The sequence below is a fragment of the Mageeibacillus indolicus UPII9-5 genome, assembly GCF_000025225.2.
Taxonomy (GTDB): domain Bacteria; phylum Bacillota; class Clostridia; order Saccharofermentanales; family Fastidiosipilaceae; genus Mageeibacillus; species Mageeibacillus indolicus.
On record NC_013895.2, the window covers coordinates 452,860 to 467,015 of the forward strand.

11 protein-coding genes and 1 rRNA gene are annotated in these 14,156 nt (G+C 45.0%); 11 read left to right on the forward strand and 1 reads right to left on the reverse strand.

Annotated elements, in window-relative coordinates; genetic code table 11:
- Positions 1 to 16 precede the first annotated feature (16 nt).
- The 10 genes from HMPREF0868_RS07810 (at position 17) to gyrA (ending at position 10,564) form a co-directional block, all read left to right on the forward strand.
- On the forward strand, positions 17 to 1,084 hold the full coding sequence (locus tag HMPREF0868_RS07810) for a 4-(cytidine 5'-diphospho)-2-C-methyl-D-erythritol kinase (RefSeq protein WP_012993054.1): 1,068 nt from the start codon (positions 17 to 19) through the stop codon (positions 1,082 to 1,084).
- A 74-nt stretch (positions 1,085 to 1,158) separates the two neighbouring features.
- Positions 1,159 to 1,287, forward strand: a complete 129-nt coding sequence (rpmH, locus tag HMPREF0868_RS08180; RefSeq protein ID WP_081470302.1) for a 50S ribosomal protein L34 — start codon at positions 1,159 to 1,161, stop codon at positions 1,285 to 1,287.
- A 53-nt stretch (positions 1,288 to 1,340) separates the two neighbouring features.
- Complete coding sequence (rnpA, locus tag HMPREF0868_RS02040; RefSeq protein WP_012993056.1) at positions 1,341 to 1,727, forward strand: ribonuclease P protein component; 387 nt, start codon at positions 1,341 to 1,343, stop codon at positions 1,725 to 1,727.
- A complete protein-coding gene (yidD, locus tag HMPREF0868_RS02045; RefSeq protein WP_012993057.1) occupies positions 1,724 to 1,933 on the forward strand; it encodes a membrane protein insertion efficiency factor YidD in 210 nt (69 codons plus the stop codon). Before rnpA ends, yidD begins: the two co-directional genes overlap by 4 nt.
- 12 nt (positions 1,934 to 1,945) lie before the next feature.
- On the forward strand, positions 1,946 to 2,911 hold the full coding sequence (locus HMPREF0868_RS02050) for a YidC/Oxa1 family membrane protein insertase (RefSeq protein ID WP_012993058.1): 966 nt from the start codon (positions 1,946 to 1,948) through the stop codon (positions 2,909 to 2,911).
- 17 nt (positions 2,912 to 2,928) lie between these two features.
- A complete protein-coding gene (gene jag, locus HMPREF0868_RS02055; protein WP_012993059.1) occupies positions 2,929 to 3,615 on the forward strand; it encodes an RNA-binding cell elongation regulator Jag/EloR in 687 nt (228 codons plus the stop codon).
- Entirely contained in the window at positions 3,608 to 5,062 is a 1,455-nt protein-coding gene (gene mnmE, locus HMPREF0868_RS02060; RefSeq protein WP_012993060.1) for a tRNA uridine-5-carboxymethylaminomethyl(34) synthesis GTPase MnmE, read from the forward strand. The genes jag and mnmE overlap by 8 nt, the downstream gene beginning before the upstream one ends.
- 30 nt (positions 5,063 to 5,092) lie before the next feature.
- Entirely contained in the window at positions 5,093 to 7,069 is a 1,977-nt protein-coding gene (gene mnmG, locus HMPREF0868_RS02065) for a tRNA uridine-5-carboxymethylaminomethyl(34) synthesis enzyme MnmG (RefSeq protein WP_012993061.1), read from the forward strand.
- A complete protein-coding gene (gene rsmG, locus HMPREF0868_RS02070) occupies positions 7,066 to 7,857 on the forward strand; it encodes a 16S rRNA (guanine(527)-N(7))-methyltransferase RsmG (protein WP_012993062.1) in 792 nt (263 codons plus the stop codon). The genes mnmG and rsmG overlap by 4 nt, the downstream gene beginning before the upstream one ends.
- Positions 7,858 to 7,960: 103 nt before the next feature.
- Positions 7,961 to 10,564 (forward strand): DNA gyrase subunit A, encoded by a 2,604-nt coding sequence (gene gyrA, locus HMPREF0868_RS02075; protein WP_012993063.1) that lies wholly within the window; start codon positions 7,961 to 7,963, stop codon positions 10,562 to 10,564.
- 93 nt (positions 10,565 to 10,657) lie between these two features.
- Here gyrA and HMPREF0868_RS07815 read toward each other — a convergent pair whose 3' ends face one another.
- Entirely contained in the window at positions 10,658 to 11,767 is a 1,110-nt protein-coding gene (locus HMPREF0868_RS07815) for a C39 family peptidase (RefSeq protein WP_012993064.1), read from the reverse strand.
- Positions 11,768 to 12,514: 747 nt separating this feature from the next.
- Between HMPREF0868_RS07815 and HMPREF0868_RS02085 the strand changes: the two genes are divergently transcribed.
- Positions 12,515 to 14,042 (forward strand): 16S ribosomal RNA (locus tag HMPREF0868_RS02085).
- Positions 14,043 to 14,156 lie beyond the last annotated feature (114 nt).

A 14,156-nucleotide genomic window follows, 5' to 3' on the forward strand; every position in this document is an offset into this window, starting at 1 on the left:
GATTATGGTGGTATAGATGATAGTAAAACGAAATGACGGAAATAATATTATTGATTTTACTGTGAAAGCGCCGGCCAAATTAAACCTTACTCTTGATATAAGCGGAAAACGATCGGACGGTTTTCATTTGTTGCGATCATATTTTCATACTGTTGCTTTGGCCGACGACATACTTGTAAAAATAGAAACTTGCCGCGGCGACAGCTTGCCATCGGAAACCATCAGAGCGAATCGGCAGGCAACAATAAAAGACAAAAATACTTACGGAATTAATCTGCTTATCGGCGATGAATTATGGCTAATTGACTTGCAAATTAGGGGAGAATTCGCTGTGCCGGCATCCGGGAACAACACCATAATCAAAGTTTTTCGGGAACTGGCTGACCGCCTAAGGTCCGACAATGAACATAGCCTGCTTGAAGCAACGAAATATGTACGCCGTTGCCGAATAGAGCTGACAAAAAATATCCCCAACGAAGCTGGTTTAGGCGGCGGATCATCCGACGCGGCTGCACTGATTGAAGTTTTGGCGAATTTGAAAACTGAAAACTCCCAGTCGACATTTTTGCCGTCAAGTGCTGCCAAAAAAGAATTAGCCACCGCAATCGGCATGGACGTGCCGTTTTTTCTAACTGGCGGTATGGCCGAAATAACCGGTGCTGGCGAAACGGTTCGCCAAATTGAGAAAACAACGGAACTTCCTGTTATAATTTTCAAACCGGAAACTGGCATTTCTACAGCAATTGCATACAAAATATACGACCAACTGAAAGCGGACGAAACAGCTCCTTATCGACCCGATAACGACAAATTTATCACGAACTGGTTGGAGGCTGACTATGGAAAAGCTTTGCTATATAGTGGCAACGCCTTCGAAGCGATTTTAAAATTAGTTATGCCTGAATATATCCAGCTTTTAAGCTATATCAGACAGCAGACAGACTCGGCTAGCGCTCATCTAAGTGGCAGTGGCAGTGCCGGCTGGATCATTCCATCTGACCACAAAAAATGCGAATCAATTTTATGCGCATTAAATAAAAAGAAAGTTTGGTGTAAACTGACAAATTTGCAGAAACGAATTTGACAGAATGAACCGATATATAGTACAATTTTTTGGCTATATGGTTTTCAATATGGAGGTGAATATAAATGGCTAAAATGACATATCAACCTAAGAAACGTCAAAGAACACGTGAACACGGTTTCCGTAAACGCATGAGGACTGCATCGGGCAGAGATGTTTTAAGACGTCGCAGACTCAAAGGCAGAAAAAAACTAACAGTTTAAGAAAGAAGACCGTCTGAACGGTCTTTGTTCTTATAGTCTTATGGAGGTCAGTCTTGACTAAATTAATAGTGATTAAAAAAAACTACGAATTCAGTCGAGTCTTTCGCAAAGGCAAAAGATATATTGCAACAACGTTGTCGATAAATGTTTTGCCTCGTCCGCGCCTCAAGTATAATCGAGTTGCATATGCGGTAGGGCGTAATTACGGCAGTAGTGTGCGACGCAATCGACTTAAGCGTTTAGCTCGCGAAGCTTACCGAAAATATGCTTATAGCTGTAGCTGCGGCTATGATATAATAATCACTATGCGGGCGACGGAAAGCTTGCCTGAATTTAGACAGGTAGCTGACGATTTGCGCGTATTGCTGGTCCGTGCCGATATTTTGCGTGAACAGGACGAACCTCGGCCGGAAAGTTGCACGGCGGGAGGGACGACGTGAGACGGATTTTACTATATTTGATAAAATGCTATCAGGTAGGAATTTCACCGTATCGACCCGCTTGTTGCAAATATTTGCCGACATGCTCCGAATATGCTCAATTGGCAATAAAAAAATATGGAGCATTGCTCGGTGGAACTATGGCGTTATGGCGCCTTTTACGTTGCAATCCGTTCAGCAAAGGCGGATATGACCCGGTCAAGTAACAGGAGTAGAAGATGATTTATACCGCATCAATTTTGTCACCACTTTATGTAGCCTTTAGTTGGATTATGCGAAATTTGTACGACATATTCAACAATTATGGCTTGGTTATAATTATATTTACAGTTGCCATACGGTTGATTATGATCCCGTTCAGCGTCAAACAACATAAGACTACCCTGAAGACCCAAGCTTTGGCTCCTCAACTGGATGACTTGAAACGTGTTTACGGTAAAGACCGCCAAGGTTTACAAGAAGCTACGATGGCACTTTATCGCAAGCATAACGTTTCACAGTTCGGCGGTTGTTTGCCGAGCTTGTTGCCATTAATAATAATTTGGCCTGTTTATCGAATGGTTTCCAGCCCTTTGCAGTATATTTCAGGTGCGGTAACAGAAAACATTACCAAGTTGGCTCAACACCTTAACCAAAGCGGCTTGATTACGGCATCGGAGCTGAAAAATTTAGCGTATTCTGATATTCCTGTTTTAACTGTATTACACACTCATGCAACCGAGTTTGCCAATGCGGTTGAGCAAGGCTGGCTAAAAGCGAGCCAACTGATTGATCCGTATTTCCTGGGCGTGAACTTGGGAGATACGGCCACGATAAACCCGAAACTTTTATTTGGTGACCAGATGAGTCGGTATCTGCCGATTCTGATAATTGTCCTTTTGGCGGTAGTTTCTACATTTTTGATGAGCAAGATGATGGAGTGGACGAATCCGTCCTACAAAAAAATTAAAGAAAGCAAGGCTCGGGCCAAAAACAATCCAGCTCGTTCGGAAGTCACCGATATGACGCAGCAAGGAATGATGAAAGGTATGAAGTTTACGATGCCGTTAATCACCTTGTACATGTGTTTCTCAATGCCGGCAGCCATGTCGATATATTGGATCGTCGGAAATTTAATGGCTATGCTGCAGCAATATATTTTGTATGCTCTATATACTAAGAAAACGAAAAAGCAAGCTGAATAAACGGGATGGTGAATATAATGTCAGTTAGTGTTGAAAAAACAGGAAAGACAGTTACCGAAGCGGTTGATGCCGCCTTGGCCGAACTTGGAATGTCAATTGATGAAGTGGTAGTGGAAGTCTTAGAGGAAGGTGTTGCGTCTAAAGATGGGGCGCCGTATAGACCGGCCAGAGTCTTGGTTACCGCTGAAGATGATAAACCGCGTTATTATGGTGATTCGGTTAACCAAGCTGACCATGAGGATGAAGAAACTGTAGCGGCCATCAAAAGTTTTGTTGAACAGGTGACCTCAGCTTTTGCGTTGCCGTGTTCGGTTAATATTACGCTTAATGAGGACTCGATCGATGTGAATATAGACGGCGACAACTGCGGCATAATAATCGGCCGGGGTGGCGAGACCTTGAGTGCTTTGCAATATTTGACTTCCTTGGTTGCCAACCGTGAGCGTGAGAATCAAGTCCATGTCCACTTGGATGTAGCAGGATATCGTAGAAGACATGAAAGTAATTTAGCTGCCATGGCCAGACGCGCGGCTGCTAAAGTTGCCCGCTACGGCCGCACTTTCGAAATGAACCCTATGACTCCTGCCGACCGACGGGTAATTCACTTTTCTTTACAAAATTTTCGCGGTGTGGAGACATACAGTGAAGGTGAAGGTGCCGAACGCCGGGTGATCATAGCTCCGGTACGCAAAAACAATGATTAATGATACTTGTGTTGCTTACGCTACGCCTGCCGGGCAAGCTGGATTGGCCGTATTGCGGTTATCAGGCGGGACGGCAGCCCAAATAGCAGACCACGTATTTTATCCTGGCAGCTGGCCGGCAAAAAATGATCGGTCTGCTTTTTCTTCGTTGACTACGGTAAGAAGAATGCGAGGATATACATGCCGGTTCGGACATGTCTTTGATCCGGAAGAGTTAAAACCGATAGATGAGGCTGTTTTGACTCGCTTTGTTGCACCACGTTCTTACACAGGCGAAGATGTTGTCGAAATTTCCATCCACGGCGGACAGGCTGTAAGAAACGCTTTGCTACAGGCTGTGGTCAAAGCCGGTGCGCGTTTAGCCGAACCCGGCGAATTTACCAGACGAGCATTTTTGAACGGTAAATTGGATCTGGCTCAGGCCGAAGCTGTGATGGATTTAATAAATGCCGAAGCGGACAGCCGGGCGGAAGCAGCGTTAGGTCAGCTGCAAGGCAAACTGTCGAGCTATATTCATGAGATCCGTGAACCATTATTAAGCACCATGGCTAAGTTGGAATTGGCCATCCAATATCCCGAACATGAAGAAAGCGTCATTTCACCTGAATCTTTGCGCAAAGACATTGAAACTGCGACAGAAAAACTGATTGCTTTAGTTGCGACCTACCATGACGGCCGAGTTATCCGCGATGGACTTTGTGTTTTGTTGGCGGGCAGACCTAATTCCGGCAAATCGACCCTCCTGAATACTTTAAGCGGTTATGACCGCGCGATTGTTACCGATATTCCAGGGACAACGCGAGATACAATTGAAGAAAGAATAAATTTGAGCGGCCATGCCATTACGGTAATCGATACGGCAGGTCTACGTGCAACCACGGATACTGTTGAGCGGTTGGGGGTAGATCGTAGTTTAAAAGCCATGCAAAAAGCCGATCTTATTCTTTGGCTGTTTCCTTCTGACAGTAAAAGCTTGTCTGAAGATTTAGCCGAATTGAAAAATTTTTCCGGAAATGCACCTATTCTTCCACTGATTTCCAAAGCCGATCTGCTTAATCCCTCGGATTTACCGAGATATTTGGAAAATTTACGGATTGAGGCTACGCATGCCGCGATCGGCCTAGAATTTTTGCCACCAATTGCGGTTTCCGGCTTGGATAAATCAGGTATTGAGCAGTTGATAAAGCAAATTATCAAGCTGTTTTCAAACGGAGAAAGAATTTTGCATAGTGATGGCGTTCTGCTGACTGCGGAAAGACATTTCTTGATTGTAAAAAAAGCGACCGAATTGATGTGTGATCTGAAAAGAAATTTGACAGAACTACCGTTGGACATAATCAGTTTAATGCTTCAAAATATTGCCGAAACATTAGCTGAGATAACCGGCGAAAATGTTACGGATGAAGTTTGGCGAGAGATATTTGCTAACTTTTGTGTTGGCAAATAGGTTTTAATCATATTTGCTCAGGTGATCGGGATGAATCTGAAAGAAGCGCTTGGTTTATCAAATACATATTTAAGTGATACTATAGATGTTGCTGTAATTGGGGCGGGACATGCCGGTTGCGAAGCGGCAGTGGCAGCGGCCAAACTTGGTTGCCGTACGGTGTTGTTCAGCTTAACTCTTGACGCGGTCGCCAATTTACCGTGTAATCCAAGTATCGGAGGTACTGCTAAAGGCCAATTGGTACGTGAGATAGATGCTTTGGGTGGAGTTATGGGAAAAATCGCCGATAAATGTGCGATTCAATACCGGATGCTCAACAGCAGTAAAGGCCCGGCCGTGCAGTCGCCGCGTGCACAAATTGACCGCCGGCTTTACCAGGAAACGATGAAAAGCTATTTGGAGACTGTTCCGAATCTTCATTTGTTTCAAGCAGAAGTCGTCAACATTCTTATTGAAACCGAAAATGAAATTGAATCAGACCTCAAACTCGGAAAAGTTAGCGGTGTCGTTACCAGGAACGGAGCGATATTTACATGTAAAAAAGTCATCATAGCCACCGGAACATATTTAGCTGGGAAGGTTTTTATCGGCGAACACAATTACGCTTCGGGGCCGGACAATTCCCAGCCAGCCGCTGAACTGGCAATAAATTTGCGCAACCTCGGCCTTCCGCTACGCCGCTTCAAAACCGGTACGCCGGTACGGGTGAATAAATATTCAGTTGATTTCAAACAAATGGAATCACAAACGCCGGATAAAGACCTGTGGCGATTTTCCTTCGACTATGAGAACTCACCCCAAAAAGACCTTTTGCCACAACAGAATTGCTGGTTGACTTGGACAACCGGCGACACGGCTGAAATAATCCGAGAGAATTTGTATCGTTCACCGCTGTATTCAGGTCAGATCGAGGGAATAGGACCGCGTTACTGTCCGTCAATTGAGGATAAAATAGTCCGATTCCCGGATAAACTACGTCACCAAATTTTTATTGAACCCATGGGACAAACGACGGCCGAGATGTATCTACAAGGCCTGTCAAGCAGCCTCCCCGAAGATGTTCAGCTGAAAATAGTTCACAGCTTGCCCGGCTTGGCCGAGGCCGTTATTCAACGCTCAGCCTATGCTATCGAATATGACTGCTTACCGCCGACTTGTTTAAAAAACGATCTACAAACTCGCCTGATTGCTGGTTTATACGGGGCCGGACAATTCAATGGAACATCAGGTTACGAAGAGGCCGCTGCCCAAGGTCTGGTCGCCGGCATTAATGCTGCCCGTGCCTGCCATCTGCAACAACCGCTAGTTCTTTCGCGCGACCAAGCTTATATAGGAGTTCTAATTGATGACCTGGTTACCAAAGGAACAAACGAACCCTATCGAATGATGACTTCACGAGCAGAGTACCGCTTGCTTTTGCGCCAAGACAACGCCGATGAGCGACTGATAGAATTAGGCTATAATTTAGGACTAAATTCCCAAGAACGACTGGACCGGTATATGAATAAAGCGGCGGCGATAGCTAAAGAGATAAAACGCTTAAACGAAGTCAAAGTCACCGGGACAGCCGCGATAAATGACTATTTGGCAGAGCAGGGAGTACCGGCTTTGCAAGGCGGCACAACTTTGGCTCAACTGTTGCTTCGCCCGAACATGAGCTACGAAAAGCTTGCCCCTATTGATCAAACTCGCCCGGAACTGCCACAAGTCATTAAAGACGGAGCGGAAATCAGAATTAAATATCAAGGATACATCGCTTTAGAAGAAAAAAGAATAGAAAAATTCAGGAAAATGGAACGAAAGCTTTTACCCCCTGAAATCGACTACAATGATATAGGCGGCTTACGTATCGAAGCCAAACAAAAACTTTCCCAATTCAGGCCGATGTCGATCGGACAGGCAGCCCGTATTTCCGGCGTGTCACCCGCAGATATATCCGTTCTTTTAGTGTATCTCGAGCTAAAACGACGCGAAAATCATGGACAAATAACCGGAGAAGAAAAATGAAACCACCTCTTACTCCAATTGAAATCGAAACTTTTGCCGACAATCTGAGTGCTAATCTCGACAGACTGGCCGAAGCTGACAATGACATGGCAACTTTACTCAACCCCGAAGCCAAAGATAAACTGAAAAAATATGGGATTGAGCTGATCAAAACTAATCGTATGATGAATTTAACTGCACTTACAGAACCAATCGATGTAGCAGTAAAGCATTTTGCCGACAGCCTTACTTTGTTGCCGTTATTGAAAAACGAGTTCAGCAAATTCGCTTCTGCCCATGCGGCAGATCAGTACAGATGGATAGATGTCGGAACTGGCGCAGGCTTCCCCGGTTTGCCGGTCCAGGCCTTAGCCTCTATAGGAGAACTGAGCTTGTTGGACTCCTTAAAAAAACGACTGGCCTTCCTTAATGATTTGGCCGGAATACTTAGCGTTGATAATGTTAGATACATCCATGCCAGAGCAGAAGATGCAGGTCGAGACAAAAAATATAGAGAACACTATAGTCTAGCAGTAGCCAGAGCAGTGGCCCCACTGCCGATCCTGTGCGAGCTTTGCCTTCCGCTGGTTAAACAAGGCGGCTGCTTTGTCGCCATGAAAGGACCGGCTGCCGAAGTAGAAATGACAGAAATAAAGACTGAAATTCGCGAACTTGGTGCTGAAACGGAAGCGATCCGCAAGTTTGAATTGCCACTTACCCACGATGAACGTTGTCTGATTATATTCCGCAAAAAACAGCCTACGCCGGCGAAGTTTCCTCGCCACACAGCAAAAATTTATTCGAAATAATTTTGCTTCCGTACCGCTGGTAAAACCGGCGAAAGTGAGAATATTCCGACGTTTTATGCTATAATAAACTGTATTTACGTTTAAGATATATCAGGAGGGTGCAATGGCCACCACAAAAGACAATAACAACTCTCAGCACAACAATGTTGATGCTGTATTCCGTGACAATATTAATAATATAGTTCCGGTTGATCTGGAACAGGAAATGCGCAAATCATTTATTGACTATGCTATGAGCGTAATTTCTGATAGAGCGTTACCGGACATCCGTGATGGACTTAAGCCAGTTCATCGCCGTATATTATTTTCGATGTTTTCGCAAGGATTTACGCCTGACAAACCTTATCGTAAATGTGCCACGACCGTCGGGAATGTTCTAGGACATTTCCACCCCCACGGCGATGCAGCTGTATATGACTCTATGGTTAGGCTGGCACAGGATTTTTCCATGCGTCATACCATGGTTGACGGCCATGGCAACTTCGGATCACGCGACGGCGATCCTCCGGCGGCCTACCGGTATACGGAAGCGCGCTTAACTAAAATAGCCGTTGAAATGATGCGCGACATAAATAAAAATACGGTTGATTTCAAGCCAAACTTTGATGAGCAAGAAATGGAGCCAATCGTTTTACCGTCTAGATTCCCGAACCTGCTTGTCAATGGGTCAACCGGCATCGCTGTAGGTATGGCAACCGATATTCCGCCCCACAACCTGGGAGAGACAATAGACGCCGTTGTTATGCGGATTAATAATCCTGATTGCGATCTCGAAGATATAATGGAGATTCTTCCCGGCCCCGATTTCCCGACCGGCGGAACCATACTTGGCCTCAGCGGCATTCGCGAAACCTATCGCACCGGCAAAGGGCGAATCACCGTTCGTTCAGCGGCATCAATTGAAGACATGCCCAATAATCGCCACAAAATTGTCGTGCACGATTTGCCCTACATGGTCAATAAAGCTAGACTGATCGAAAAGATGGCCGATTTAGTCAAAGAAAAGAGGATTGACGGTATCTCCATGATCCGAGATGAATCGGATCGAAACGAAGAAATTCGTATTGTTATTGAGCTTAAACGTGATGCCAACCCTCAGGTCGTTCTCAACCGGCTATACAAAATGACTCAACTACAAGACAACTTCAATGCAAATATGTTGGCACTTGTACCGGACGCTCAAGGCCGCTATGAACCGAAAGTTGTTACATTGCTTGATTGCCTCGACCACTATATTGCCCATCAAAAATCTGTTGTACTTCGTAGGACCAAGTTCGATCTCGACAAAGCATTGGCTAGACAGCACATTGTTCAAGGCTTGCTCAAGGCCATCGACAATATCGACGAAGTGATTCGGATCATTAGAAGTTCTTCCAACGAAGAAACTGCCAAACAAGCTTTGTGCGAACGCTTTGATTTTAGTATACGTCAGGCTCAGCATATCGTGGATATGCGACTCGGTCGACTTACCGCTTTGGAACGTGAACGCCTTCAAAAAGAATTGGATGAATTAATAGTTAAGATTGAATATTTCAATCGCATAATTAATGAAAGCAGCCTGTTAAATCAAGTCATTTGTGATGAATTGACCGATTTAAAAACACGTTACGCTAATAAACGCAGAACAGTTATTGAACCGTATTCACTTGATGAATTCGAGGACGAAGAACTGGTCAAAGAAGAAGAGGTCGTTATTACTTTAACCCATTTTGGTTATGTTAAACGCCAGCCGGTTGATACCTATCAGCAACAACACCGCGGTGGACGGGGCATCTCCGGCTTACAAACACGCGAAGATGATTTCGTCGAAACTCTGGTGACTACTTCCACCCACGACCACCTCCTGTTCTTTACTAATACCGGCCGTGTTTTTCGCCTTAAAGGTTATCAGATCCCCGAAGCTGGTCGACAGGCCAAGGGACAGGCTATTGTCAACTTGTTGCAACTTGTAGAAGGAGAAAAAGTCAGAACGGTGATTACGGTACACGAATTCAACCGCGAAGACTACCTACTAATGGCCACCGCAAGAGGAATGATTAAGAAAACATCCTTGTATGAGTACGCAAATATTCAGAAAAACGGGTTGATTGCGATTAACCTTCGCCCCGACGATGAAGTCATAGGTGTAAAAGTAAGCCGGTTGCATGAGGAAGTTATTCTGGCGACAGCTGGCGGATATTCGCTTCGCTTTGACACTAATGATATTCGCAATACCGGCAGAAATACTTTCGGCGTCAGCGGTATAAAGTTGCGTCATTCTGATAAGGTAATTGGAATGGCGGCAGTTGATGAAGAACGACACTTGCTGGTAATCAGCAAAAACGGCTATGGCAAAAGAAGTGAATTCAATGAATACCGTATTCAAAATCGTGGCGGCAAAGGCCTTATTACCTACAAACCTACCGAACAAACTGGAGATTTGGCCGGCATCGCCTCGATTAATGATGAAGATGACATCATAATAATAAATGACGCAGGCATAGTAATACGGGTGGCAACCAAAGAAATTCCTATTTTGAGCCGAGTAACCAAGGGAGTCAGGCTGATGCGTACAGCCGGGCAGATAGTCGATCTGGCTGTAGTTCAACATGACGACGAACAGCCTAATGAAAAGCCGGATGTGATTCCCGACACAGTGGATCTAGGGCTGTCAGATGGTCAGGTCGCTGAAGGAACTACTTCTGTACCCGAGACGGATGACGACTGACGACTGATGACTGATGACTTGGCCAATAACGATCGATAAGAAAAACAGCGGCAAGGTGGTAGATACCAAAGCCGTTGTTTTTTATTTATGCTGTTAGTTTGCCTTACTGATTTCCCAGCAGGCCAAAGCATTCTGCTTTTTCAAAGTACTTATTGACCAAAGCCGAGAGGTGTTTAATGGGCTAGCCGGATCGTAAATTATAAAATTTTCTTGATCTGTATAGCCTATGATAGTTATGTAGTGACCTGTAGAGGTAAAATTACCTGGGCCGACATTTAATATGATCGGATTACCGCGGTTAATTGATTCTCGCCATTTTCCGCTGTCGATAGGTATCCCGCTGGCTAGGCACCCATAATTAACTGCAGCCGATGTAATAAAACTTATATCTGTGCCGGAATTGTCGGTACGCAATGAATGTGACAGGACAGCCAAATCATCAGGCATAATGTTCGGATCACCGCTAAGATAACTTAAAACACCGGCCATGCAGGTTATCCCGCAGCCATAGGTTCCGATAACGCTGCCTGCGTAGCTTTTATAGCCCCAGCGATTGTCCCATTGTAAGTAGTAAGGAATGCTAAGACGATGCCCATCCGGCAGATCATGTTTCCCAAGTTGACTCGGACCGGGACGGCAGCTTGCTGATTCTATCTCATCGAGGTCGGCATTCTGTAATTTAATATATTGATATACAAAACCGAAAGCCTCATTTTTTGCTGCCAATCGCAACATGCCTGCCGGCAATTGCGATTGATTTTGAACTAGCTCATTAACCCTGGTATCATTTTCAGCCATAATAGATAAATTTATTTGCACATTTTCATCGCTGGGATTAAGGTTGAGATCTACCATTCGATTCAGCTGATCTTGTGTTAATTTTACTTCACCTTTAAACGGTGCGCCAATTTGTGAGCCGGAGTGAAAAAATGTAGAATTTTTTCCTCCATCTTGAGCAAAATTATTATCGTCACAGATGTAAAAAGCAGAACGGTGCAATAGGCTGTACAGAGTGTTCCAAAATTTAGGTAGAAAAAAACTGGCCAGAATTAGTAGCGAACAAAATGTAACCAAAAACGTTAATGCCGTGATATGCTTGGGCTTTTTTACTTGGGCGGCATGTTTGCGACTTGGATGAAGAATTTTCTGATTGAAAACCGCTGAGCTGTGTTGGGAAGAACGTTTTAAATTGAAATTATTCATATAATTGACTCCGTTTTGCCTCGGCGAGCGAAAAGCTACAAAAAGGTGAATTTTATTTTATAACAAGTCACAATTTAACCTGTGGTTATGATAAAAATTATAATATAACTACCGCAACTAATACGGCTGTTTATTATAAGTAAGTGGAAAAATATTGTCAAGAAATAAAATGAAAACAAAACACTATGAGCCACCAATGATAATCTCCCGATTTGCCAGGAATCCCCGATTTGCAATAATTCCTGATTTGCAACAGATTATAGATGTAAAATAAATTAAAATGGCTACACCAAGAGAGCGGAGAAAAACTGGAGGATAAGGCATGGACATTATGTAAATAGAAAGCACAGGGAAGGCGGAAAAGTAGAAGGCGATGGTGAAAAGGATTAGCAAAGGCATGTAGTAAAAGAAAGCTAAAAAGCCATATATAAAAATCTGTGTTAATGAGGAATATAACCGTAAATCTGGAGTAACTCAAATGTTGCGCTTAAGAGAGAACGAATTGGCAGACAAATTGATAAATTATAGGAAAACATGAAACGCACGGAAGGAAGGAAAAATGGAGGAGAAAAGGGCGAAAAAAGTGTTGACAAGGAAGACGAGAAGGGTTATTATAGATGAGCGCCTTGCGAGAGCAAGGAACGGACCTTGAAAATTGAATAGTGAAGAACAAACAAGCAAAAACGGACTTTAGTTAATTCTAGAGTAAAAAATAAGTAAACTAAGAGCCAAAAGGCTCTCAAATTTTGATTTGAGAGTTTGATCCTGGCTCAGGATGAACGCTGGCGGCGTGCTTAACACATGCAAGTCGAACGGAGCTTTGAGGAAGTGCTTGCACAGAATTAAAGCTTAGTGGCGGACGGGTGAGTAACGCGTGAGGAACCTGCCTTTCACAGTGGAATAACAACGGGAAACCGTTGCTAATGGCGCATGACATCGCATTGAGGCATCTCAGAGCGATTAAAGGAGAAATCCGGTGAAAGATGGACTCGCGTCCGATTAGCTAGTTGGTGAGGTAACGGCCCACCAAGGCGACGATCGGTAGCCGAACTGAGAGGTTGATCGGCCACATTGGGACTGAGACACGGCCCAGACTCCTACGGGAGGCAGCAGTGGGGAATATTGGGCAATGGGCGAAAGCCTGACCCAGCAACGCCGCGTGAAGTATGAAGGCCTTCGGGTTGTAAACTTCTTTGATCAGGGAAGAAACAAATGACGGTACCTGAAAAACAAGCCACGGCTAACTACGTGCCAGCAGCCGCGGTAATACGTAGGTGGCGAGCGTTATCCGGATTTACTGGGTGTAAAGGGCGTGCAGGCGGGCTGATAAGTCAGATGTGAAATCCCCGAGCTTAACTCGGGAACTGCATCTGATACTGTTGGTCTTGAGTGCTGGAGAGGATAGTGGAATTCCTAGTGTAGCGGTAAAATGCGCAGATATTAGGAGGAACACCAGTGGCGAAGGCGGCTATCTGGACAGTAACTGACGCTGAGGCGCGAAAGCGTGGGTAGCAAACAGGATTAGATACCCTGGTAGTCCACGCCGTAAACGATGATTACTAGGTGTAGGAGGTATCGACCCCTTCTGTGCCGGAGTTAACACAATAAGTAATCCACCTGGGGAGTACGGCCGCAAGGTTGAAACTCAAAGGAATTGACGGGGGCCCGCACAAGCAGTGGAGTATGTGGTTTAATTCGACGCAACGCGAAGAACCTTACCAGGGTTTGACATCCCTTGAACGATGTAGAGATACATAATTCCCTTCGGGGACAAGGAGACAGGTGGTGCATGGTTGTCGTCAGCTCGTGTCGTGAGATGTTGGGTTAAGTCCCGCAACGAGCGCAACCCCTATTGCCAGTTGCCATCATTTAGTTGGGCACTCAGGCGAGACTGCCGTTGATAAAACGGAGGAAGGTGGGGATGACGTCAAATCATCATGCCCCTTATATCCTGGGCTACACACGTACTACAATGGCTACAACAGAGAGCAGCGACGTCGCGAGGCGAAGCAAATCCCCAAATGTAGTCTCAGTTCGGATTGCAGGCTGCAACTCGCCTGCATGAAGCCGGAATTGCTAGTAATGGCAGGTCAGCATACTGCCGTGAATACGTTCTCGGGCCTTGTACACACCGCCCGTCACACCATGAGAGTCAGTAACACCCGAAGTCAGTAGTCTAACCGCAAGGGGGACGCTGCCGAAGGTGGGACCGATAATTGGGGTGAAGTCGTAACAAGGTAGCCGTATCGGAAGGTGCGGCTGGATCACCTCCTTTCTAAGGAGAACATGTTGAATAACGATTCAACAGAGTTCAGGTCGATCATCGCAAGATGACAATTGTTTTTGCTAACTCACTATTCAATCTTCAGGGTCTGTACCTGAATGCCGT